This window comes from Micrococcus sp. HMSC067E09, from assembly GCF_001812555.1.
In the GTDB taxonomy this organism is placed as follows: Bacteria; Actinomycetota; Actinomycetes; order Actinomycetales; family Micrococcaceae; genus Micrococcus; species Micrococcus lylae.
This window is the reverse complement of the sequence record NZ_KV809449.1, coordinates 177,210-200,822: the sequence shown is the minus strand read 5'-3', so window position 1 is coordinate 200,822 and position 23,613 is coordinate 177,210. Positions and strand designations below refer to the sequence as shown.

The following is a 23,613-nucleotide window of genomic DNA, read 5'->3' as shown; positions in this document are numbered from 1 at the left end:
GCTCGCCAACTGGTGAGGACTCACCCTCTCAAGCGCCGAAGACCGGGGGTCAGACGGTGTGTCCTCACCAGTAGGCGAGGGCGCTGTGGGGTGTTCACCTGGCGACTCGGACGGGCACCCGGCTGCCCGAAGGGCGCAGAATGCTTTCGGCACCCGGCACCCGGCACCCGGCACCCGGGACCTGAGCGCCCGGGACCTGAGCGCCCGGCACCCGGCACCCGGCACCCGGCACCCGGCACCCCGTCGAGCACCCGAGCCCGCCGCCACCCCGTCGAACATCGAGAGGAGACGACCCATGACCGCCCCCGACACCCAAGCGCCCGCGGCCGCCCGGCCGCCGCTGTGGACCCGTGACTTCGTTCTGGTCTCGGTGGGCTACCTGTTCGTCTCGATGATCTTCTACCTGCTGATGACGTCGATGGCGCTCTACGCGGTGGAGCGGTTCGGCGCCTCGGACACGGTGGCGGGCGTGGTGACCGGCTCGTTCGTGCTCGGTGCGGTGGTCACCCGCCTGGTCACGCCGCCGTCCATGGAGGCCTGGGGGCGCCGCCGCACCATGGTGGTGGCGATGGTCCTGTACGTCCTGTCCTCGGCCGCCTACCTGGTGGCCTCCTCGGTCCCGCTGCTGATCGCGGTCCGGTTCGTGCAGGGCATGTGCTTCGGCGCCGGCGCCACGGTGCTGGCCACCGCGGTGCAGTCGATCATCCCGCCGTCCCGCCGCTCGGAGGGGACCGGCTGGTTCTCCACGGCCATGACGGTCTCGAGCGCCATCGGGCCCATGACGGCGATCCTGGTGATCAGCCGCTTCGGCTACGAGTGGCTGTTCGTCACGGCCACGCTCATCACGCTCGGCGCCCTGGTCTGCGCACTGGCGCTGCGCCGCATACCGGAGCCGACGCCCACCGGCCGGTTCCGACTGACCCGCGCGGGGATCTTCGCCTCGGAGGCCGCCCCGATCGCGGTGATCACGGCGGCCGCGGGCATGCTCTACGGCGGCGGCGTGCTCGCGTTCCTGGCCGGCTACGCACGGGATCACGGCATCGGCGCGACAGCCACCAGCGTGTTCTTCCTGCTCTTCGCGCTGGGCACCCTCGTCGGCCGCTTCGTGCTGGGCCCACTGCAGGACCGCCGGGGCGACGATGTCCTCGCCTACCCCGTGCTCATCGCCTACGCGGTGTCCTTCGTCCTGCTCTCCCAGTGGCACACGGCCACGGGGCTGCTGGTGTGCGGGTTCCTGTTCGGCCTCAGCCACGGCCCGCTGATCAGCGGCTTCCAGACCATCGCGGTGCAGGCGGTGCCGCCGCAGAAGTTCGGTGTGGCCACGGGCACCTACTTCCTGCTGCTGGACATCGCCACGGGCCTGGGGCCGATCATCGTGGGCGTGGCCGGCGCAGCCATCGGGCTGAGCTCCGCCTACCTGCTCTCCGGCGCCGTCATGGCGCTGCTGACGGCGTACTATTGGTTCGTCCACGGCCGCCACACGGCCTCCCGAGCCGCCTGACCACGGACCGCCACCCGCTCTCAGGAGGCGGCAGCGCGCCGTCGTCGTGCCCCCGCCTTCCTTCCCGACGACGGCTCCTCGCCTCCGCCCGTCCGCGGAGACTCCGGAGCCCGAGGGGTTTCGTCTGGGCGGCCGATCGCCCCATGATGGCCGAGACGACGCCGCCCCGACGGCGGCGCACCGGCGCGCAGGCCACACCCGAGGCCCGTGCGGAAGGAGGACAGCCATGGCTGCCGATGAGACCACCCAGAACGCCCCGCTGCTGGACCCGACCGGGTCGCCGATCGCGTCCCCGTCCATGGAGGAGAGCTACGACCACGTGATCGTGGGCGGCGGCATGGCCGCGGTGAAGGCCGTGGAGGGCATCCGCGAGGTGTCCCCGGAGGCCACGGTGGCCGTGGTGAGCGAGGACGTCTCGGCACCGGTCTACCGCCCGGACCTGTCCAAGAGGCTGTGGGCGGAGGACGAGGCGAGCGTGCAGGACTCGGTCCTGGTCACCACGGATGAGAAGGAACCGGCCGCCCCGGGTCTGAACACCCATTACCTGCTGGGCGTGGAGGTCTCGGACCTGGACCCGGAGGCGCACACCCTGGTGATCGCGGGCAAGACCGTCTCCTACGGCTCGCTGCTGCTGGCGACCGGCTCCGAGCCGATCACCGGTCAGACGCAGGTGGGCGCTCGCGTGCACACCTACCGCACCGCCTCGGACTTCCGCCGCCTGCACGGCGCGGTGTCCAAGTCGGACCGCGTGGTGGTGGTGGGCGGCGGCTACATCGGCACCGAGCTCGCCGCGGCCCTGACCGGCGTGGGCGCGCAGGTGACCCTGGTGTCCCCGAGGCTGCCGCTGCTGTCCCACATGCTCCCGGAGGAGCTCGCTGAGGCCGTGCAGAAGGACTACGAGGAGCGCGGCGTGAGGGTGGTGGAGGGCCGCTACGCCTCCGTCGCCGAGGCCGAGCACGTGGCCGAGCCCACCGAGGAGGACATCCCGCAGGACGCGGAGCCGGCGCAGGACGAGTCGGACGAGCCCGCCGCGGCCGAGGAGACCGGGCAGCAGGAGGAGAACCTCTCCCGCCCGTCGGACTACGGCCTGCGCGCCCCCGGCGTGCTCACGGTGACGCTGGAGGACGGCACGGAGCTGAACGCGGATCGCCTGGTCCTGGCGCTGGGCGTTCAGCCGCGCACGGAGCTCGCCGAGTTTGCCGGGATCACGGTCGAGGACGGCGTGGTGGTGGATCAGATGCTCCAGACCTCCGCCCAGGACGTCTACGCCGCCGGGGACATCGCCTCCTACCCGGACGCCCTGCTCGGCACCCGCCGTGTGGAGCACGCCGACGCCGCCGAGACCCAGGGCCTGGCCGCCGGCAGGGCGATGGCCGGCCAGGGGGAGGCCTACACGCACACCCCGTTCTTCTGGGGCGACCTGTTCGACGCCGGCTACGAGGCCATCGGGGAGATCACCACGGACCACACCACCGTGGTGGACCTGGCTGAGGACGCCTCCGGTGCGCCGGACACCTCCACGGCGGTCGTCTACTACGTGGACGGCGGCACGGTCCGCGGCGTCCTGCTCTGGAACGTCTGGGACTCGGTGCCGAAGGCCGAGGAGCTGATGAGGCAGACCAAGGACGAGCCCGTGGAGGACCCGGAGCAGCTCAAGGGCCGCATCCCGCTGGGCTGACGCCCGAGCGGGAGCCCGCCGGCTCCCCGGAGAGGGGCTTCCCGACGTCGGCCATGCACTCTGGCAGGGTGCGTGGCCGGCGTCGTGGTGTCCCCGCGCGACAACTGGTGAGGACACACCATCATGACGCTCTGACAGCGGTCTTTGACGGTGAGTCCTCACCAGTAAGCCAGGGGAATGGGCAGCGCCCGGCAGCGCCCTCCGCAGGGCTCGGCTCGGCGCGGCGTGGTCATCGGCCGTGCCGAGGCGCCCCTGGTGAACCGAGGCGACGCGTTGGTGCACGTCGGCGAGACGGGCCCGCAGAACGGCTGAGCCTGCGGCAGGGCGTCAGGTGACGTCGGCTGGGCTTCTCTCCGCCGTCCTTTTCTGCGGGAGGAACAGTCCGCCGATCGCCACGAGCGACCCGACCACGGGCACGACGGCCGCCAGAACGAGCACTGTCCAGGACGAGACGCTCCGCTCCCGCCGCAGCCGGGCCACGGCGCAGACGAGGCCGACCGCCCAGAGCAGAAGGACGGCGATCTCGACTCCATTGGGCTCGAGGGCCACGGTGATCCCCCTCTCGTTTACCTCACCTTCTCCCGCAGGCAGGGGTGGGTCAAGCCGCCACCACGACGCCAGCCGCGCACCTTGCGAAGGTGCGTGGCCGTCGACGTGGTGTTCCCGTGCGACAACTGGTGAAGACTCACCCGACAACTGGTGAGGACTCACCGTCAAAGACCGCTGTCAGAGCGTCGTGACGGTGAGTCCTCACCAGTAAGCGACTGGATTCGTCAGCCGCCCTGCGGACCGGTCTCGCCGATGTGCACGAGTGCGTCGCCGCGGTTCACCAGGGGCGCCTCGGCCCGCCCGATGACCACGCCGGCGCGGTCGGCCTTCACGGCGGAGACCGTCCGGCCGAAGGAGTCGTAGAGGGTGCCGATGCGCTGTCCCTCCTCCACGAGCTGGCCCAGCACCACCTCGGAGTGCAGGATGCCGTCCTTGCGGGCACGCACCCAGCCGGAGCGCCACACCACGTGCCGTTCGGGAAGGTCGGGGGCCACCGGCTCGGCCTCGTCACCCATGGCATCCACCAGGGCGGGGACGTCCACCTCGTACTCCTCGCCGCGGTCCGGGGCCGGCTCCACGCCCAGCGGCGCGAGGTCCACCATGTCCATGGCCGCCAGCACGCGGAGCACGCCGTCCACGCCGGGGGCGATCGCATATTCGTCGAAGCGCCAGCCCTCGCCGGCCTCGTAGAGCAGCACCCGCGCCCCGGCCTCGCGGGCGGCGGCGCGCAGGGAGCCGTCCCGCAGCCGGGCGTGGTACATCACCGGTGCGTCGAAGGCCTCGGCCAGCTCGCGGGTCCGCGCGTCCTCCAGGTCGCAGCGGATCTGCGGCAGGTTCGAACGGCGGTCCGCGCCGGTGTGCAGGTCGATGCCCACCTCGCAGCGGCTGATCACCTCGGTCATCATCAGGTGCGCGATGCGTGCCGCCAGCGAGCCGCGCGCCGAGCCGGGGAAGGAACGGTTCAGGTCCCGGCGGTCCGGCAGGTAGCGGTCGCCCGTGAGCACACCGAGCACGTTGACGATCGGCACCGCGATCAGCGTGCCCCGCATCTGCTTCGGGTTCAGCATGGACAGCACGCGGCGGATGACCTCGATGCCCACCACCTCGTCACCGTGGATCGCCGCGGACACCCACACGGTGGGCCCGTCCTCCCGGCCGTGCAGCACGTGCACCGGCAGGGTGACGTCCGCGCCGGTGATGGTGCGGGTGATCGGCAGGGACACCTCCCGCCGGTGCCCGGCGCGCACCTTCACGTTGCCGAACGCGAACGACGGGCGGGGACGACGACGGCGCGTCTCCACGCTCACCGCTTGCCCCAGTTGCGGCGGCGGACGGCGCGGGGCGGGACGCCGCCGGCGTAGGAGCGGGACGAGTCCACCAGGAAGCCGCGGGCGAGGACTTCGCGGCCCACCAGCATGCGGAAGCCCATCTCGTCCCGGTCGGTGAGGGTGACCTCCGCGTCCAGGGTGCGGCCGCCCACGGTGACCGGCATGACCACCACGCGGCGGATTTCGGCGCGGCCGTTGGAGGAGCGGATGGTGCGCTCGTCCGCCACGGGCAGTTCCACGGTGACGGCGTCCCGGGCGGAGGTCTGCCAGGGGTGGACCTCGAAGCGCACCCAGAGGTGGCCCTCGCGGCGGAACTCCTGCACGTCGAAGGCGTGGAGGGCGGAGGTGCGGGCCCCGGTGTCGATCTTGGCCTTCATCCAGGGGACACCGGCGCCGGGGAGGCAGACCCATTCGCGCCATCCGAGCGTGACGGCCTCGACTGACGTCTCCGGGGTGACCTGCTTAGACTCTGACACGCCCCCTATCCTGTCAGGAGATCCCTGGTGAAGCTCGCCATTCTGTCCCGGTCGCTGCGCGCCTACTCCACGCAGCGCCTGAAGTCGGCCGCCCTCGAGCGCGGCCACCAGGTGAAGGTCCTGGACACCCTCCGCTTCGGCATCGACCTGTCCACCGAGGAGCCGGACCTGCTGTTCCGAGGCCGGCCGCTGTCCTCCTATGACGCGATCCTGCCGCGCATCGGCAACTCGGTGACCTACTTCGGCACCGCCGTGGTGCGCCAGTTCGAGCAGATGGACGTGTACACCCCGAACACGGCCGCCGGGATCATGAACTCCCGGGACAAGCTGCGGGCCACCCAGATCATGTCCCGCCACGAGATCGACATGCCCGCCACCGTGTTCGTCCGCAACCGCGGCGAGGTGTCCACGGCGATCGACATGGTGGGCGGGGCGCCCGTGGTGATCAAGCTGCTGGAGGGCACCCAGGGCATCGGTGTGATCCTGGCGCCGACCAAGAAGGTGGCCGAGGCGATCATCGAGACGCTGCACGGCACTGACCAGCAGGTGCTCATCCAGCGGTTCGTGAAGGAGTCCAAGGGCAAGGACGTCCGTGCGCTCGTGGTGGGGGACCGCGTGGTCGCCGCCATGCGCCGGGTGGCCCAGGGGGACGAGTTCCGCTCCAACGTGCACCGTGGCGGCACCGTGGAGAAGGTGGACCTGTCCCCGGAGTTCGAGGAGACCGCCGTGCGCGCCGCCCACATCATGGGCCTGCGCGTGGCCGGCGTGGACATGCTCGAGGGGGAGAACGGCCCGCTGGTCATGGAGGTCAACTCCTCCCCGGGCCTGGAGGGCATCGAGCGCGCCACCAAGCTGGACGTGGCCGGCGCGATCGTGGACTACATCGCGGACCAGGCCGGGTTCCCGGACATCGACGTCCGCCAGCGCCTGGCCGTGTCCACCGGGTACGGGGTGGCCGAGATCGCCGTGAACATGGGTGCGGACATGATCGGCAAGACCATCGGCGAGTCCGGCCTCTGGGAGAAGGACATCCAGGTCCTCACCCTGCACCGCGGCACCAAGGTGTTCCCGAACCCGAGCGCGGAGAAGGAGCTGGAGGAGAACGACCGCCTCCTCTGCTTCGGCAAGCACGAGAACATGCGCTCGCTCATCCCGGCCCGCTCCAAGCGTCCCAAGCGCGTGCGCAAGCTGCCGAAGAACCCGATCATCGAGCCTGTGGTGGAGGAGGCTCCGGCGGACAAGGAGGCGTGAGGGGTCTTCTGGGGTGCGCGTCGAGTGGGCAGTTGTTCCACGGATCCGGCCGGATTCGTGGAATATCTGCCCACTCGAGTCGGCGGCGGGGCTGACAGCATGGAGCCATGACCCCTTCTGCGCATCCGCACCCTGCCCTGAAGCATCTGCCCGTGGCCGAGACCGCCCCGGTGCTGGACCGGCTGGTCCGCATGGTGGCCGCCGTGAGGCCGCAGGACGCGGGCGAGGTCCGGGCGCTCGCCGACCGCCTCCTCGCCGAGGACGGCCCCGCCCTGCGTGAGGCGCTGGTGGCCCGTGCGGAGGCGGAGGACGCGGCGGGCCGGAACTGGATGTCCGTGCCGTGGCTGCTGGGGTACCTGGCGGAGCGCCGGCCGCTGCCGCTGTCCACGAACGTGGTGTTCCAGGTGGCTCTCGGCCGCGATCAGCCCGGCGGCGCTGTGGAGGACTCGTTCGAGCGGGCGGCGGACGTGATCCGGCGGGCGGCTGCGGTGCACCTGACCGAGGCCCGCGGGGAGACCGAGCCGCCGGTGGACGCGCGCGGTTCGGCCATCGACCCCGCCCAGTTCGCCTGCCTCAACGGCGGCCTGCGCGAGCCCGGTCAGCACGTGGATGCCTTCCGTGCGGCAGAGCCGGGCGCGGCCCGGCGTGAGGTGGGGTTGTTCGTGCGCGGTCGGCTGTTCGCGGTGCCCCTGACCCACGACGACGGCCGCCTCCTCGGCAGGGCAGAGCTCGCCTCCGCCGTGGCGCAGGTGGTGGAGCAGACACGGGGCGGTGCCGGTGAGGCTGGCGGCGGTGACGATGGCGCCAGCGGTGGCGTCGGCTCCTGCGGCATCGGCGGTGGCGTCGTCGGGGGCGAGCCGGCGTTCGGTGCGCTCTCCGCCCTGGGCTCGGCGCACCTGGCGGAGCTGCTGCCCGCGCTGCTGCAGGACGAGGCCAACGCGGCCGTCTCTGAGCGGCTGCGGCAGATGCTCTTCACGGTCAGCCTTCTGGATGGTGAGACGGGGACGGGCGCGGGCACGGGCGCGGGCGCGGGCGCGGGCGACGAGGCGAATGCTGATGGCTCGGACGGCGGGCCCGATGCTGTGGCCGGCCACGATGCCGCGGCGCTCCTGCAGGGCCTGACGGATCCCAGCCTGGCCTGGGTCTACCGGCCCATCTCCTACCTGCACCGGCTGACCGACGGGTGGACCGCGATGCACGTGGAGCACTCCACCGTGGACGGGGCGACGCTCGTGGAGGCCGTGTGCCGCATGCAGGAGGCTGCTGTGGAGGCGACCTCGCAGGCGGCACGCCCTGCCCCCGGCCCTGCTGCAGAGGTGAGCGGACAGGCGGGGGAGGCGGACGTCGTCGGGAAGGAGCTGGCCTGGACGTGGCCGGAGCAGCTGCGCGAGAGGGCGACCACGCTGCTGGACGAGGCGGCGGAGCGGGCCGCCAAGCTGCGGGTGGACGTGGTGCGCACGCGGAGGCCGGACGTGCAGGCGGCCGGGATGAAGGTGAGCCTGGATGCGGTGCAGCAGCTGGTGATGGCGCTGGCGCAGCGGATCGCGTTCGGGCGGGTGCGCGCGCACTACGAGTCTGTGGACATGCGCGAGTACCGGGCCGGGCGCACCGAGTGCCTGCGGCCGGTGACGCCGGAGCTCGTCGCACTGGTGGAGGCGCTCGCCGCGGGGCCTGTGGAGGGCCGGGCGGCTGTGCAGTGGCGGGAGCTGCTCGTGGCGGCGTTGGACGCCCACCGGGACTGGGTGAAGGCCTGCAAGGCCGGCCACGGGGTGGACCGGCACCTGTTCGGGCTGGGGCTGGCCGCCGAGGCTGTGCAGGAGAGGTCCGAGGCGCTGGACGAGCTGACCGGGCATCCGGCGGTGCGGCAGGCGCGGGAGGATTTCCTGTCCACCACGTCGATCGGCTCGGCCGACCAGGTGGTCCGCTACGCGTTCGTGCCCTCCGTGGAGGACGGGTTCGGGGTGGCCTACACGCCGGGGGAGGACTGGTTGGAGTTCACGGTCAGCCACTGGGCCGGCGGGGCGGCCGAGCCGGAGCGGTTCCTGGCTGCGCTGGAGAGGGCAGCGGAGTGCGTGGACGAGCTGCTGCAGGCTGTGGGCCGGGTCGCCTGAAGGGGGCTGTCAATCTGGATGTCCCCAGGTCACGGGGGCTTGTCCACACGAGTTGTCCACAGATGTGGACGTTGTGGATTGCGATGTGGATAGGGGTCTATAACACCCGGGTGAGACGGGGGTCAAACGTGATCTGAGGGCGTGTGGCCACGGTCAGGGATCTCCCAGGAAGAAATCTTCCCCACAGGCGTGGACTGGCATCATCCCTGGTCAGGGGGAGATTGATGAGCTCCTGTGGGTTTGCCCCACAGTCTTGTCCCCAGCGCCACGCCGCGGAATCCACACGACACGCCGCGCCGTCCACATGCTGTCCACAGGACCTGTGGAACACGCGGTTGTCGCGGGTTCCACGCCACGGGTAGTGTCCCGTGCTATCCCCACGTCGCAGGCGGTGGGTATTGGCCGGCAGGTGACCACTACGTCGGCGTCCATCCGCCGCCCCCGTGACTGGAGGTGTCCTCCGCCGCATCGACGTCCTGCACGCCGGTGCGGCGGACTAGTGCGGCACCTGCGACGGCCGGGGGTGTCACAGAGGAATACGGGCTGGCTCGGCCGGTCCGAAGGCCGCCGTCGTGCCGCGCCGTGGGAAGGGAGAATCCGGAAGATGTCTGATGAGTACGGAGACTCCGGCGCCTACGACGACGGCGGCCGCTCCTCTGACCGCGGCGTGCTGCCGCCCCAGGACCTCGAGGCGGAGCGCTCGGTCCTCGGCGGCATGATGCTCTCCAAGGACGCCATCGCGGACGTGGTGGAGATCCTCCGGGGTCACGACTTCTACCGCCCCAGCCACGAGATGATCTACGAGGCGGTCATCGACCTCTACGGCCGCGGCGAGCCGGCCGATGCCGTCACCGTGGCGGACCTGCTGAACAAGCGCCAGGAGCTGACCCGCGCCGGTGGACCGGCGTACCTGCATGAGCTGATCCAGTCCGTGCCGACCGCCGCCAACGCGAGCTTCTACGCGGAGATCGTGGCCGAGAAGGCGGTGCTGCGGCGTCTGGTGACGGCGGGCACGAAGATCACCCAGATGGGCTACACCGGAGACGGTGAGGTCGAGGAGATCGTCAACGAGGCGCAGTCCGAGATCTACAAGGTGGCGGAGAACCGCCAGTCCGAGGACTACGTGCGGCTGTCCGAGATCATGGAGCACACGGTCGACGAGATCGAGGCCGCGGGCAACCAGGGCGAGGGAATGACCGGCGTTCCCACGGACTTCTACGACTTCGACGAGCTGACCCAGGGCCTGCACCCGGGCCAGATGATCGTGATCGCGGCCCGCCCGGCGGTCGGCAAGTCCACGCTGGCGCTGGACTTCGCGCGCGCCGCGGCACTGCACCACAACATGGCCACCGTGTTCTTCAGCCTGGAGATGGGCAAGAACGAGATCGCGATGAGGCTCTTGAGTGCGGAGGCGACGATCGCCCTGCAGGACCTGCGCAAAGGCACCATCCGGGACGACCAGTGGTCCAAGATCGCCGCGACCGTGGGCCGGCTGAACGACGCCCCGTTCTTCATCGACGACTCGCCGAACATGTCCATGATGGAGATCCGCGCCAAGTGCCGGCGCCTGAAGCAGAAGAACAACCTCAAGATGGTGGTGCTGGACTACCTGCAGCTGATGAGCTCGGGCAAGAAGGTCGAGTCCCGCCAGCAGGAGGTGGCCGAGTTCTCCCGTGCCCTGAAGCTGCTGGCCAAGGAGCTCGAGGTGCCGGTGGTCGCGTTGAGTCAGTTGAACCGTGGGTCCGAGCAGAGGACGGACAAGCGGCCGCAGGTGTCCGATCTGCGTGAGTCCGGGTCGATCGAGCAGGACGCGGACATGGTGATCCTGCTGCACCGCGAGGACGTGTACGACAAGGAGTCCCCGCGCGCCGGCGAGGCGGACCTGATCGTGGCCAAGCACAGGAACGGCCCGACGAAGACCATTGTGGTGGGGTTCCAGGGGCACTACTCGCGGTTCTCGAACCTGGCCGACGACGGCGGAGGCGGCGGAGGGTTCTGACGGAGGCACCGTGTCCGCGATGCCCCGTGGAGGCCGTCACTGCGGTGCGAGCCAACCTCACTGAGTAAAGTGACGCCGTCACTGAGTAAACTGAGGTCTTCACTATGTAGAGTGAGCCCGTCAGTCTGTAAAGTGAGTGCTGATGGCTCGGTGAGTGAGTGGGGGTCTCGTGACGGTGGATGGCGGGGTGCTGCGGGATGTGGAGAGGCTGAGGCGCCAACGTTCGGATGATGCCCTCTGCGAGGCCAAAGCTGCAGGCGGAGGGTTGCCCAAGGACATCTGGGAGACGGTGAGCGCGTTCGCCAACACCCGGGGTGGACGGATTCTCCTGGGCGTGTCGGAGGCTGGAGGCTTTGTGCCGGCCGAGGGATTTGATCCCCAGCGCGTGATCGACCAGTTCGTCTCCGGCATGGGGGACGGCGGGCAGCCTCCACAGCTGACCAACCCACCGGTGTACAGGATCGAGCGCGCTGAACTGGAAGGACGTCCAGTCGTCGCCGTGGACATTGCGGAGAACGACCTGGGCCGGAAGCCGTGTTGGCGGACCGCGCAGGGTATTGAGAAGGGCAGTTACAAGCGGGTGGATGACAAGGATCTCCACCTCTCCAGCGCAGAGATCTATGAGATGCGGCATGCCATGACCCAGTCATCGGTAGACCTCTCCGCCGTGCCGCGAGCTTCTCTGAAAGATCTCGACGAGTCGCAGCTGCACGCCCTCCTGCAGCGACGTGCGAGCTCTGTGGCTCTCCGAGGTGCGGTGGATCATGAAGAGCGGTTGCGGCGGCTGAATATCCTCACCGAGGACGGTGCCGTCACTCTCGCGGGGCTTTTGAGCTTGGGAGTGTTCCCGCAGCAGTTCTTCCCCCGGTTGCTCGTGGATGTCACTGTGCATCCTGGACTCGCGAAGGCCACCGGAGGAGGCCGAGTTCGCTTCAGCGACCGTCAGCAGTGCGAAGGGGCTCTGCCAGAGGTGGTGCAGACGGCCGTGGCGGCGACGGCCAGACACCTGCAGCGGTATGCCACGGTCGAAGGCAGCGGGCGAACGGAGCACTTGGAGATTCCCGAAGACGTCCTTCGTGAAGCCATCGCCAACGCCGTGGTGCACCGCGAGTATGCAGACCTCTTCCAAGGTGAGCCGGTCACGGTGGACGTCTACCCGGATCGCGTGGAGATTGCGAGCCCCGGTGGACTCTGGGGAGGCAAGACCAAAGACAACCTCGACGACGGCAGGTCCATGTGCCGGAACAGGGTGCTCATGCAGATGTTGCAGCACGTGCCCCACCATGAGGCGGCGGGATTCACCGTGGAGGGCCAAGGGGGCGGAGTGCGCATGATGATGAACCAGATGACCGCTCATGCGCTCGAAGGCCCGGAGTTCACCGTGCATCCGGACCAAGTGGTGGTCACTCTGCGGCGTCATGGCGTTGAGATCCCTGCACTGCGTCAGTGGTTGCAGTCTCTCAGCAGCGAGACCCTCACTGAGCAGGAGGAGGCGATCCTCCTGATCGCCCGGCGGAACGGCGGGGTCACCGTTCCAGGCCTGAGGCAGTCTCTGGGGGCGGATTCGGATGTGCTCCGCATGGTGTTGGACGGTCTGGCGTCGAAGGGTCTGATGCGTGAGACGGGCACGGATTCCTACGCCCTGTGGGCTGAGGAGCAGGGGCTGACCGATGCTGAGCGGGCCGTTGTTGATGCGTTGGCCAGTGGACACGCCCAGGAGCTGAGTGTGCATGACATTGCCCGTGCGACCGGGCGTGCCGTCACCTCCCTGCGACCGGTGTTGCGCGGCCTCGTTGAACGGGGCGTTGTGGTGGCGACTGCGCCCCCGACCAGCCGGAACCGTCGGTACGTCCTGCCGGACGGGTGACGCAGGAGTTGTCGAACAGGGGCCGACTCAGGTGGTCAGTGCAACACCGTCCTGGTGTTACGGCCTACTTTCAGTTCTTCGGCAACGTCTTGCGACCGGCCTCTGGCGAGCATCAAGGACAGGACACGCAGACGTCGTCTCATGGACTCTTCTCGCGTGGATCGGGGCATGGTGAGCGGGTACTGCCTTCCTGAACGCCCAGGAAGGATCTGTTGCACTCATCGATTGAGTCCGCCGTGCACCCTCGCCACCCCGAGTGCAACGAAGACGCGGAGAGTGCTCCGCGTAGGTGCGGCCGGGTGTGACAACCGACTCTGTCAACCCATCCTCAATGAAAGCTCTCGGAGTGGCGAAGGCGCATGCCGAAGCCTACCTTCGCGATGTCTCGACAGTGGTCACTGATCTGGGTCATCACGGTGTGGGCGGTAGGGCCGCGCTGCAAAATACGCCAAGGTGTGGCGGAGCCATTCGTTCTCGTCGCGCAGCGTGCGGTTCTCTTGGTGAAGTCGGTGTATCTCCTCAGAGTGATCAGTGCTCACACCGAGCGCCTCACTTCGGTCCAGACCGCTTCGCTTCCACCACTTCCGCAGGGTGTGAGGGGAGATCCCGCCAAGGGTTTCGCCGACCTTGGTGCAGGCGGCCAAGGCAGAGCACTGCTCTACACGGACGTGTTCCTCGATGAGCTGCAGGGCCTTCACCTTGAACTCTGGGGTGTACTTAATCGGCATGCGACTCCTTTCATCCATTGAGAGGGGCCTCCCGTCCAGGAGAGCGGGCTCCCCTCATCGAGTGCGGTGGCCTCCCCCGCTCGATAGAGCATACTGGGTTGAGAGTGTTGGATGTACGAAGGAGTGCTGGCTGATGAGTAGTCTTGGTGCTACCGTGAGCCTCACGGGCCTGCTGATGCACAGGTTCCCGTACAGGGCGGACGCGATAAGCGTCGTGTTCGTCGAACCGTTCCACTCAATAGCCGCGGCAACGAAAGGCTCCTCTCATGACTGACCGCACGACCCTGTCCCTCGACCATCTGCTGTCTGCTTGCGCCCCAGGTGGGAGCACGTCTCTGCTGTCTGAGACGGAGCTCGAGCCGGCGGGCGGACCGGGGGCGGTGATCGCTCCGGCTCGCGTTCTGCAGGACGGGCGCGGCGCCACGTTCGCGTTCGAGACGCGCATGGAGCGGGGGGATGACGGCGCGCCGGCGCCCGTCTGGACCGTTGTCGTCGATTCGAAGCAGTCGGTGTCCAATCGGGACGAGGATGCGATCGTGGAGGCCCGACGCGACGGTTCCACGAGGGAGGGTGCGGCCCTGCGGAAGGTGCCCTCCATTGAGGTTGCCTATGGCGGCCAGGTCGAATCCGACTTGACTCTCCCGCATCGCGCGTTCGACGCCCACATTCGTTCGGCGTCCCTGGACGGGGTGCCCGTTACCCAGTCGGACGTGTACCGGGCCCTGCGCAACGCCACACGTCACAATGCGCGCCCCCTCCTTGAAGCCGCTCCCACGTCACTGGTTCTTGGCGCGTGGGATTCCACGCGGAAGTCGCATCAGGGCCGCTATCAGACCTGCTTGACCGGCGAGGTCATCGGTGTTCTGACAGACCAGGACCACCGTCCGGACGAGCGGCGCAATCGGCGTGCCGCGGCGCGTGTGGATCCCGTCGCCGCCAGCGTCAAGCCCAGTGCGAAAGACGTCGAGGCCCTCGTGAAGGACCAGGCTGAGGAGCTCAGTGACAAGCTCCAAGCCAAGATCCTGTCGGAGGCCAAGAAGAAGGGCGACACCGGCTCCTCGATGTCCACCTTGGGCTTGGGGAACATTCCGCCCTCGCTCGGTGAGCTGGGCGGTGTGGCGTGTCGGTCCATCACCCGCCGCAGGCTCCTCTCTTTCGCTGCTCTCCGGCAGCTCCGTTTCGGGGGGACGACAGAGGCGGACGTGGCCTCCCGGGCCTTGCTCGCGGCGTATGGATTGCTGGGCATGTCTCTGTCCGACCGTGAGCTGCACCTGCGTGCGAACTGTCACCTGCGTGAGAAGGGCGAGCCTGCGGTCACCCTCGACCAGCGCTACGGAAAGTCCCTGGATCTCGCGCCGATCGACGTCGAGACGGCCGTGGAGGTGTTCGAACAGGCGCTGGCGCACGCTAAGAAGGTGGCTGGCGTCGAGTGGTCCGGTCAGACGCTCTCCCTCGTTGGCAATCCGATCATCCTCGGTGCTGCAACGAGTGACGACGCGGATGAGGCCTGAGCATGGCGACCCTCGCGATCAGCGCGGAGTTTCCGCTGGCGGTGTACACGGGTCACGGAGCGGATGGCGCCGCAGAGAAAGTGCCGGCGATCAGTCGGTTGTTCTCGGCTCTGATCCAAGCCGCCGCTGTTGGTTCGTTGTCGACGGGTGACGTGCGGTCTCCCTTCACTCCTGGCGCACTCGAAGTCCTTGAGTGGTTGGAGGAGCACCCGCCCTCGGCGATGTCGGTTCCGACCGTCGTCCCGGTCTCGGCCGGCGGCCGGACATACACCTACCGCAAGGAAGGGGTTTTCCTGAAAGAAGTGGGCCGGGTCAACAACAAGGTCACCGCTCGCACCATGTCCGAGGGGTTCGCCTTCGGCGGACCGGTGCTGTGGATCTGGGAAGACGTTGAGGCCGGAAGCGGCATGATCAGGACTCTCGACACGCTCTGCGCCGATGTTCCCCACCTCGGAGAGACCTCGTCTCCAGTGCGGCTGCGAGTGCACACTGGTGACACCGTCGGTGAGCCCACCCACCGGTTGGATGACGCTGCGGGATTGCGTCAGCATGCGGGGGAGCTGCGCCAGGTCATGCCGACGCGCGGACGGCTGGCTGAGCTGGAGGCAGCACATGCGGCGCAGTACCGCGGGAAGCCTCCGAGTGTGGCTGCAGACAAGCACACGACGTCGACGCGTCCGCATGCACCGCGGCCCGACGAGACCTGTCAGCGCACCGGGGTGTTTCGTCCCGTGGACACGCTTGATGCGGATGTCCCGTGGTCTCACGTGCTGGCACTGCCGATTGCGTCCCAGTCCCGGCCGGTTCCGGAGGAACGGTTCGTGAGTGTCTGTGTCGCTCTCCATCGCGCCATCGTGGCCCGGATGGGTGCGGGGGCTCCGCCTGAGGTGACGGGGAGATACGCACCGTCAATGCCTCCGGCAGCCAACCGGGTGGCATTGCACTATGTCCCTGGTGACGTGGACGGTCTGCCCTTCGACGACTCCCGCGATCGTTTTCTGCTCATGGTCCCCCGGGGTATGAGCGGCCATGCATTGGGGGCGTTGGTTGGTGCACTCACGGGGCTGCGTCGTGTTGTGACGAAGGCACATCAGCTGGCAGTTGAGCCGGACAAGGTCGAGGTCTTCGCGGGCGATGCGTTCTGGCGGGCTCCCCGGCCGGGGTACACGCGCGCCTGGGAAGCGATGCCCGCCGTCGTGGCGGAGCGCCGCCTCAAGTCGGTGGTCGGGATTCGCGACGTCGACCTCGCCGCTGCCTGGTCGTTGGGCAATGTCTTCCGCGAACTGTACCCGGAGACCGGGGACACCCAGGCAGCTGCCCGCTACGCAGCTGTCACGGACCTTGGTGTCCGACTCAGTGGGCGAGCACTGAGGACGCTGACTCCCAGCGCCTACGTGCACAAGACGAACCGGGCCAGCTTGCCGCAGCCCTATCGGCTGACTGTGGACATGGGGTCCCTGGTCTCAGACAGATCCATCGTGGCCTTGGGTCAGAGCCGACACCTCGGCTGTGGCCTGTTGGTTCCACGCGACGTGCCGACCATGATGCAGGAGGACGCATGACACCGCAGCAGACAGCGATCACCGCCGGTCTGACGCTTCCTGAGTTCGGGAGCTTCTTCGCCGCTCTCAATGACGGTAACCGCCCGTTCGGGTGGCAGCAGGAGCTCGCGGAATTCGTGATCAAAAACGGCCGGTGGCCGGAAGCGATCGTCGCGCCGACAGGTTCGGGCAAGTCGGCTGTGCTCGACGTCCATGTGTTCGCTGTGGCCGTGACCCATGCGCCGGACTGGTCCGGACCTCGGGTTCCGCGTCGGCTGTGGCACGTCGTCGGCCGTCGCGCCCTCGTGGATGACATGGCCGAACGAGCGCAGCATCATGCACGCGCGTTGTCTAATGCTCTAACTGGGGGTGAGGACGGTGTGCTCGGCCGCGCCGCGCGGATCCTGCACAGTCTTTCTCCGTGGACGGAGACCGTCCTCGGTGTGACCACACTTCGAGGTGGTATCGCTCCGGAACGTGGGTGGCAGGACGATCCGCTCTCCTGCCAGATCATCTGCGCGACACCGGACATGGCAGGCAGCCGTCTCTTGTTCCGTGGGTATGGGTCATCGGTCGGCATGCGTCCGCGTGAGGCCGGCCTGTTGGCCCATGACTCCGTGCTTGTGGTCGATGAGGCGCACCTGAACAGGCAGTTGCTCACCACCGCGCAGCGGGTGAGTGCGCTCGCCGCCGAGTCGCCGCTCGCCGCCCATGTGCAGGCCCTGCAGGTTGTGGAGACCACGGCGACGCCGGCTGCACTGCCTTCGGACTCGGCTGCGATCGGAGTGGCCCTGGACGACATCCGGGCAGGACGGATCGAGCCCGAGTTGTCGCAGCGTCTCACCCGACCGAAGCCGGTGACTCTACACACGGAAGGGCCGTGGCTGTCTGGGCAGACGGGTGCCGCAGCCACCTCGGCTGCCCGCGAGGTCATGGCGATGGTGCAGGATGCGGTGAAGGCAGGTCAGACCCCAGTGGGGGTCGTGGTCAACCGTGTGGCGTCCGCCTTGGCCGTCCATGACCTTCTCCAGAAGGGGGCACCTGAGCTGCGAGTGCAGCTGATTGTGGGGCCTCGCCGTCGGTGGGAGCAGACAACGGATCGAAGCAAGGGCGACCCCGACGTCTATGTCTCCACCCAGGCCATCGAGGTGGGGCTGGACCTGGATTTCGGAGCGCTCATCACGGACCTGGCTCCCGGCGCCGCGTTGGCACAGCGGGCTGGCCGGGTGAACCGCCGTGGCCTCAGGGATATGGGGCCCGTGCACGTTCTCTGTCCCCCAGGAGAGAAGGTGACGGAGAAGTTCGCCTTGCCGTATCGGCCCTCGGATCTGGAGGCATCGGCAGCATGGCTCGACCGGAGGGCCGCCGACCCCAACGGGATCGCACCTACGGCTATCCTGGCCGACCCTGCGCCGGCAGAGGCACCGTCCCGGCCGGTCTTCAGTGAGATCGAACCGTCACGCGCAGCCCTGTTCAGCCGGACTTCCGAGCGTTTGGTGGTGGAACCAGACCTCACCCTGTGGCTGCGAGACGGTCTGGACCCGGACGCAGACGTGACTGTCGTCGGCAGGCGGCTGCCGCGTGTCGGAGAGGGCGTCGATGACGGCATCGATATCGGTGAGAGCATTGCGCTGCTGACGATTGCCCCACCACAGCCGCATGAGGCCTACCCCTCGACCATCACCCGGTTGGCTCCAATGCTGCGAGGCCGACGGAGTCCTTCGGTCATGTTCATCCGTCGCGAGGACGGGTGGGAAGCGGTCTCTCCGAGCGACGGTGTGCCGCAACTGCGTCCCGGTGAGACCATTGTGGTGCCCCATGATTGGGCAGCGACCATGTCAGCGGTGATCGTCCCTGAGGGAACGAGCGAGGTCGGGGACGTGCTCGATCCATCACCTGAGGACCCGGCTCTCGGCGCTACCCACGCCGTCGGGACACAGGGCCGCTCCGTAGCGGTCACCACAGGCCGGCCGCTTGCGGGCGTTGCTGACCATTTGCGGCAGTCTCTCCTGGAGGTGGCCGCTGCGCTGCAGGATGAAGACGAAGCGCTTACTGTGAGTTCCGTCCGCCATGCTCTCCAGGACCGAGGTCAGTGGGAGACCTGGCGGCTTTACCTGGGAATCCCGGAACAGGACAGTGAGCTGGAGGCACGGATCGCTGTGGTGGCCGGTGGGCGGTCCTCCGAAGCGCCGGAGCAGGCGTCCTGGGTGCTGTTCTCCATCCGACACCCCGCCGTTTCGGATGATGCGGAGCTGTCCGTGACATCCGTGTCACAGCGTGTATTCCTGGCCGACCACCAGCGTGACGTGGCTGGGCGAGCACGGGAGTCCGGTTCACGGGCAGGGCTGCCCGAGGGCATGCTCCAGCTCCTCGAACTCGCTGGCCTGCACCACGACGACGGGAAGTGCGACCCGCGCTTCCAGGATTGGCTGACGCAGGGCAAGGGATCCACTGAGCCGCTGGCCAAGAGCGGACAGGCGCGGCTTCCGCTGCGGCAGAAGTCGTTCTTGCCGTCCAAATGGCGGCATGAACAGCTATCTGCGGCGATGTTGTACGAAGCCGTTCCTGGAGTGGACCCGCTGGTTGTTCGGCTCGTGGGCACCAGTCATGGTCTGGGCCGTGGGGTATTCCCGATGAACAGCGACGAGCTGCTCCATCCGAGTGCTCACGATTCGCTTCGCGCGGCTGCCACCGAGTTGTTCGACGTCGGGCAATGGGACGCTTGGGTGGAGCGGACGGATGCCGAATGGGGAATCTGGGGCGTGGCGTGGCTGGAGGCTCTGCTGCGCTCAGCGGATGTGTCGATCTCGAAAGAAGGACGCTGACCATGACGGAGAACCTGAAGCCCATCACGCTCGCTGGGTCCATTGAGACACTGCTGTCTCACATGGCACTGCTGGGCGTGGCCCACATGGTCGAGGAGGCCTACGGGGCGGGAACCGTGCGGCTGCGATGGACGGACTCTGCGGACGCACGCCCTCAGCTGGCAGCACCGAGCCTGGACAGTGAGGCCCTGGGGCACGTGGTGCGTGATCATGCGCGCCACCATGTGGAGGACGCCACCGGGTGGATGCACCGAACGGCCCCGGAGTATGGCGCCCTCTTCTCCGCACGCACCAAGGTTCCGTCTACGGAAGCCGGGTGGGAAGAGCTCCTGGGCATTCGTCAGGGGTCGTTGAGGCCTCTGCGGGGCCTGGACTCGGCGATGATCCTCGGGATTGGAGAGCGCGCCTGGTGGCACCGCAATGATCAGAGGCTGCGACCGGACCATGGAGCCTCGGCGTGGGAGATGCGGACGCGGAACAAGGGCATGGAATTTGTCACGCACGCGCTTCTCCCGGCGGGCCGTGCGGTGGCAGCCCGTGAGGCAGCGGCGGTGACCAGTGGCCTGCTAGGCGAGACCCTGGTGGATGAACCAGGCAAGGGAAAATCGGACTCTCGGACCGCGACCGGCCTCGCGCCTCTGGGACCCGTGGACGCGGCGCGGGCATGGGCCGGGCTCTGGGGCCTGGCCAGCCTGCCTGTGTGGGCCGATGCTCACGACGTGTCCACTTCAACGGCGTCGATTCGCCCTATGGCGGGGCAGCCAGGGCGGCTGCTCATGCCCGTGCCGACGTCATGGGTCACGTTGTCTCGCTTCACGGCAGCACTGCGTTCCCGCCACTTGGTCGAGATGGTCCACGCCAGCTCTCAGACGGAGGCTCTGGTCGGCGCCCTCGGTGTAGAGGTGTCCCCACTGGCGTCGTGGGGCTTTGGGCACATCCTCGCCTTTCCAGTGCTACGCACCGGAAGCACGTCAGCGCCTGAGCGCAGGGCGCTCTCGGGGAAAGCAGTCGCATGAGAACGGCGCAGGATGAGGCGGGTCTTGACGGTGGGGAACCGTACGAAGACTCCGTGCCGATCAGCTTGGTGGCGCATTGGAGCTTTTGCCCCCGGAGGGCCTGGCTCGAGGCGATGGGGGAGAAAGCCCCGCAGGTCGCGCAGATGGCGGAGGGGACGGCGGCGCACCGCCGGGTGGATACGCCGTCGGCCGGTGAGGGCGACACCGTGCGCGCCGTGGATGTCCGAGAGCGCACTCTCGGGTTTCATGGTCGTATCGATCGGGCTGAACGTCTTCCGTCCGGTGCCCTCAGAATCATTGAGCACAAGGCAACACCGGTGAAAAGATCGCCCACGGTGTCCGAAGCGAACCGCCTGCAGTTGACGCTGCAGACGATGGCATTGGAAGCCATGGGCCATGAGGTGGCCGCCGCCCAGGTGTACTTCACCCACCATCACCGAAACGTGCCTGTTGACCTTGACGACGCGGATCGGTCCGCCGCCGTCGCCGCCGTGGAGGCGACACGAAAGGTGGTGTCCTCCACAAGGGCGCCCGCACCCTTGAGCGACGACCCCAAGTGCATGCGGTGCTCACATTCCTCAGTGTGCCTACCGGAAGAGCGGCAAGAAGCTGCGGTGGTGCGCCGCATCGTGCCACCGGACCCGACCGGGGAAGTCGTGCATCTGACGGCGCCAGGCAGCCGCGCCAGTCTCTCCCGGGGACGTCTCACCGTGGTGCAAGGTGACGAGAAGTTGGCCAGCGTCCCTCTTGAACGTATGACCGCTGTAGTGGTGCACGGCAATGTCGATCTGTCGGGAGCGTTGCTCCGCGAAATGATGTGGCGTGGGCTTCCGGGGGTCTGGTGCACCGGGACGGGCCGTGTTGTGGGATGGACCAATGGGGTACGTTCTCCGAACGGCGGGGCGCGCTTTCGCCAGTTCGAGGTCGCCGCTCAGGGGCGCGTAGATGTGGCTCGCGAATTCATTGCTGCCAAGATCTCCAATCAGGCCACAATTCTGCGGCGTTTCGGCGGCGATGCGTCTGTCGTTGCCCAGCTGCGTTCGGCGACACGAATGGCCCTTACTGCACCGACTGAGCAGGAGCTGTTCGGCATCGAAGGACGTGCAGCGACCGCCTACTTCGATAGATTTCCGAGGCTCCTGTCTGACGCGGTCGATTCATCCATCGGAGCGAATTTTCCCGGTCGGGTGGGTCGTGGTGCGGTCGATGAACTGAATGTGGCTCTGAACTACGGCTACGGCATGCTGCTGGGGGAAGTCATCCGTGCGGTGCTGGCCTGTGGGCTGGATCCGCATGCAGGGTTGCTCCATTCCCCAGGACGGAACAAACCTGCCTTGGCCCTGGACCTCATGGAGGAGTTTCGAGCCCCGCTCGTTGACGCCGCCGTGCTGACGGCGTTCAACAACGGAGAGTTCGGAGAGAGGTCCTTTACTCATGTGCTCGGCGGCGCGCGATTCACTCAGCACGGCCGACGCAAGCTGATCTCCGGAGTGGAACGGCGGTTGGTCACTGAGTTCATGCACCCTGTGTTCCAGTACCGGATGACGTGGCGAAGAGCCATCGAAGTGCAAGCGAGAATGTTCCTGGGCGTTCTCGACGGTACCCAACCCACCTACAAGGGAATCAGGGTGCGATGAGTTCCCGGGACAGAATGAGGCGCAAGTTGATCGCGTATGACATTCCTTCGGATCGTCGACGATTGCGGGTTGCCCGTGCGCTGGAAGAGTTCGGAGATCGAGTACAGTACTCCGTCTTCGTGGTGGATCTCTTGCCGTCGCGTTTCGTGCAGTTGACGGCTACCCTGACGGACATCCTCGATACGAAGGAAGACAGCATCCTCATCTGCGACCTGGGTCTGACCGCCGCGTTGTCCGACGAACAGTTCAGCTTTCTCGGACGCTCACGCGATGTCATGGAGATGGGTCCCGTCATTATCTGAGTGCTGTACCCTCCGCGAGGGGTCCATCGGTGTAGAAAACCCGGTGAGGTATCGCATCCAGAAAATGCCTTGTCAGACGCTAGTTGTGGTCGTCCCACGGCGTGCCTGGCCGCGACTCGAGCCTGCGCAGCCGGGACCTCTCGCGAGAGGCTCCTCAGCTCCTTGTCAGAGGGCGGTAATGTTGCCCACTGTCTCCGCTGCTTCGTGCAGCGGACTTCGTTGAGGCAGCACGAGCATGGGCGCCCTGGGGTACCGGCACCCGTCTCCGCTGCTTCGTGCAGCGGACTTCGTTGAGGCCGTAGGCAACGGCGCCGGCCGGACCCCCTCCACCCGGTCTCCGCTGCTTCGTGCAGCGGACTTCGTTGAGGCCTCGAGAGCGCCGCCCCGCTCTACGAAGGAGGTTGTCTCCGCTGCTTCGTGCAGCGGACTTCGTTGAGGCGGCGCGCCGTACAGTGTCGATCCCGCCATCCGTGGCCGGTCTCCGCTGCTTCGTGCAGCGGACTTCGTTGAGGCGGTGCGGGCATCCTCGTGCACGGCGACTTCAAGGTCTCCGCTGCTTCGTGCAGCGGACTTCGTTGAGGCCAGATCAGCGCCCGCCGCGTGCTTCGCACGCTGGGCGGTCTCCGCTGCTTCGTGCAGCGGACTTCGTTGAGGCAACGCCGCCGGCAAGGAGGGCGCACACGGGCCACAGTCTCCGCTGCTTCGTGCAGCGGACTTCGTTGAGGCTCACAGGGTGCGTCTCCAGCGGGTGGCTCGTCCTCCCGGTCTCCGCTGCTTCGTGCAGCGGACTTCGTTGAGGCTCGTCCACGCCTGGACCATCGCGAAGCGGGGCACCTGTCTCCGCTGCTTCGTGCAGCGGACTTCGTTGAGGCCTCATGGCCGGCTACCGGGTCATCGCCTACGGCCACGGTCTCCGCTGCTTCGTGCAGCGGACTTCGTTGAGGCCACAAGGCGGTGGGACGATGACTGTCGAGCTGCGTCTCCCCTGCTTCGTGCAGCGGACTTCGTTGAGGCCTCATGGCCGGCTACCGGGTCATCGCCTACGGCCACGGTCTCCGCTGCTTCGTGCAGCGGACTTCGTTGAGGCCTCATGGCCGGCTACCGGGTCATCGCCTACGGCCACGGTCTCCGCTGCTTCGTGCAGCGGACTTCGTTGAGGCTTCTCGGACAAGGTGACCACGTGCCGGTGCAGCGTCTCCGCTGCTTCGTGCAGCGGACTTCGTTGAGGCGGATGGAGACGGCCCAACGGCACAGCCACGGCGATGTCTCCGCTGCTTCGTGCAGCGGACTTCG

General features: G+C 67.8%; 15 protein-coding genes and 1 CRISPR repeat array. Of the genes, 11 read left to right on the top strand and 4 right to left on the bottom strand.

Annotation, left to right across the window (positions count from 1 at the left end; translation table 11 throughout):
- Positions 1-295 precede the first annotated feature (295 nt).
- The gene (locus tag HMPREF2863_RS09130) at positions 296-1,501 is read left to right on the top strand and encodes an MFS transporter (protein ID WP_070639587.1); all 1,206 of its coding nucleotides are present in this window, start codon (positions 296-298) and stop codon (positions 1,499-1,501) included.
- A gap of 226 nt (positions 1,502-1,727) precedes the next feature.
- Positions 1,728-3,179 (top strand): NAD(P)/FAD-dependent oxidoreductase, encoded by a 1,452-nt coding sequence (locus HMPREF2863_RS09125; RefSeq protein ID WP_070639585.1) that lies wholly within the window; start codon positions 1,728-1,730, stop codon positions 3,177-3,179.
- A 327-nt stretch (positions 3,180-3,506) separates the two neighbouring features.
- Here HMPREF2863_RS09125 and HMPREF2863_RS09120 read toward each other — a convergent pair whose 3' ends face one another.
- The 3 genes from HMPREF2863_RS09120 to HMPREF2863_RS09110 all read right to left on the bottom strand — a co-directional run bounded on the left by HMPREF2863_RS09120 (position 3,507) and on the right by HMPREF2863_RS09110 (position 5,532).
- Entirely contained in the window at positions 3,507-3,728 is a 222-nt protein-coding gene (locus HMPREF2863_RS09120; protein WP_070639583.1) for a hypothetical protein, read from the bottom strand.
- A 224-nt stretch (positions 3,729-3,952) separates the two neighbouring features.
- Complete coding sequence (locus HMPREF2863_RS09115; protein ID WP_246828870.1) at positions 3,953-5,035, bottom strand: succinylglutamate desuccinylase/aspartoacylase family protein; 1,083 nt, start codon at positions 5,033-5,035, stop codon at positions 3,953-3,955.
- Positions 5,032-5,532, bottom strand: a complete 501-nt coding sequence (locus tag HMPREF2863_RS09110; RefSeq protein WP_070639581.1) for an ATP-dependent zinc protease family protein — start codon at positions 5,530-5,532, stop codon at positions 5,032-5,034. Before HMPREF2863_RS09110 ends, HMPREF2863_RS09115 begins: the two co-directional genes overlap by 4 nt.
- Positions 5,533-5,559: 27 nt before the next feature.
- Between HMPREF2863_RS09110 and rimK the strand changes: the two genes are divergently transcribed.
- The 4 genes from rimK (at position 5,560) to HMPREF2863_RS09090 (ending at position 12,760) form a co-directional block, all read left to right on the top strand.
- Positions 5,560-6,783, top strand: a complete 1,224-nt coding sequence (gene rimK, locus HMPREF2863_RS09105) for a 30S ribosomal protein S6--L-glutamate ligase (protein WP_067191655.1) — start codon at positions 5,560-5,562, stop codon at positions 6,781-6,783.
- A 107-nt stretch (positions 6,784-6,890) separates the two neighbouring features.
- Positions 6,891-8,894, top strand: coding sequence for a choline/carnitine O-acyltransferase (locus tag HMPREF2863_RS09100; RefSeq protein WP_070639579.1), 2,004 nt, complete (start codon positions 6,891-6,893; stop codon positions 8,892-8,894).
- Between the two features lie 604 nt (positions 8,895-9,498).
- Positions 9,499-10,893, top strand: coding sequence for a replicative DNA helicase (gene dnaB, locus HMPREF2863_RS09095; protein WP_070639577.1), 1,395 nt, complete (start codon positions 9,499-9,501; stop codon positions 10,891-10,893).
- Positions 10,894-11,047: 154 nt separating this feature from the next.
- Positions 11,048-12,760: an ATP-binding protein gene (locus HMPREF2863_RS09090; protein ID WP_070639575.1), complete on the top strand. Its 1,713-nt coding sequence runs from the start codon at positions 11,048-11,050 to the stop codon at positions 12,758-12,760.
- A gap of 395 nt (positions 12,761-13,155) precedes the next feature.
- On the opposite strand, the gene HMPREF2863_RS09085 is transcribed toward HMPREF2863_RS09090, so the two are convergent.
- On the bottom strand, positions 13,156-13,488 hold the full coding sequence (locus HMPREF2863_RS09085; RefSeq protein WP_070639574.1) for a transposase: 333 nt from the start codon (positions 13,486-13,488) through the stop codon (positions 13,156-13,158).
- 266 nt (positions 13,489-13,754) lie between these two features.
- Here HMPREF2863_RS09085 and cas7u point away from each other — a divergent pair, with 266 nt between their 5' ends.
- From cas7u to cas2, 5 genes are all read left to right on the top strand, one after another.
- Positions 13,755-14,999: a type I-G CRISPR-associated RAMP protein Csb1/Cas7g gene (cas7u, locus tag HMPREF2863_RS09080; RefSeq protein WP_070639573.1), complete on the top strand. Its 1,245-nt coding sequence runs from the start codon at positions 13,755-13,757 to the stop codon at positions 14,997-14,999.
- 2 nt (positions 15,000-15,001) lie between these two features.
- Positions 15,002-16,561, top strand: coding sequence for a type I-G CRISPR-associated protein Csb2 (csb2, locus tag HMPREF2863_RS09075; RefSeq protein ID WP_070639572.1), 1,560 nt, complete (start codon positions 15,002-15,004; stop codon positions 16,559-16,561).
- Positions 16,558-19,365 (top strand): type I-G CRISPR-associated helicase/endonuclease Cas3g, encoded by a 2,808-nt coding sequence (gene cas3u / locus HMPREF2863_RS09070; protein WP_070639566.1) that lies wholly within the window; start codon positions 16,558-16,560, stop codon positions 19,363-19,365. Before csb2 ends, cas3u begins: the two co-directional genes overlap by 4 nt.
- A gap of 1,012 nt (positions 19,366-20,377) precedes the next feature.
- A complete protein-coding gene (locus HMPREF2863_RS09060; RefSeq protein WP_070639564.1) occupies positions 20,378-22,018 on the top strand; it encodes a CRISPR-associated endonuclease Cas4/Cas1 in 1,641 nt (546 codons plus the stop codon).
- Positions 22,019-22,044: 26 nt separating this feature from the next.
- Positions 22,045-22,320 carry a CRISPR-associated endonuclease Cas2 gene (gene cas2, locus HMPREF2863_RS09055; RefSeq protein WP_245830036.1) on the top strand — a complete coding sequence of 92 codons (276 nt, stop codon included), beginning with the start codon at positions 22,045-22,047 and terminating at the stop codon, positions 22,318-22,320.
- Positions 22,321-22,510: 190 nt separating this feature from the next.
- Positions 22,511-23,613: direct repeats of the CRISPR family, unit length 29 nt; unit sequence GTCTCCGCTGCTTCGTGCAGCGGACTTCG.

Coding starts and splice junctions, on each gene's coding strand:
- HMPREF2863_RS09130 (WP_070639587.1), top strand. CDS start 296: ATGACCGCCCCCGACACCCAAGCGCCCGCGGCCGCCCGGCCGCCGCTG.
- HMPREF2863_RS09125 (WP_070639585.1), top strand. CDS start 1,728: ATGGCTGCCGATGAGACCACCCAGAACGCCCCGCTGCTGGACCCGACC.
- HMPREF2863_RS09100 (WP_070639579.1), top strand. CDS start 6,891: ATGACCCCTTCTGCGCATCCGCACCCTGCCCTGAAGCATCTGCCCGTG.
- dnaB (WP_070639577.1), top strand. CDS start 9,499: ATGTCTGATGAGTACGGAGACTCCGGCGCCTACGACGACGGCGGCCGC.
- HMPREF2863_RS09085 (WP_070639574.1), bottom strand. CDS start 13,488: ATGCCGATTAAGTACACCCCAGAGTTCAAGGTGAAGGCCCTGCAGCTC.
- cas7u (WP_070639573.1), top strand. CDS start 13,755: ATGACTGACCGCACGACCCTGTCCCTCGACCATCTGCTGTCTGCTTGC.
- csb2 (WP_070639572.1), top strand. CDS start 15,002: ATGGCGACCCTCGCGATCAGCGCGGAGTTTCCGCTGGCGGTGTACACG.
- cas3u (WP_070639566.1), top strand. CDS start 16,558: ATGACACCGCAGCAGACAGCGATCACCGCCGGTCTGACGCTTCCTGAG.
- HMPREF2863_RS09060 (WP_070639564.1), top strand. CDS start 20,378: ATGAGAACGGCGCAGGATGAGGCGGGTCTTGACGGTGGGGAACCGTAC.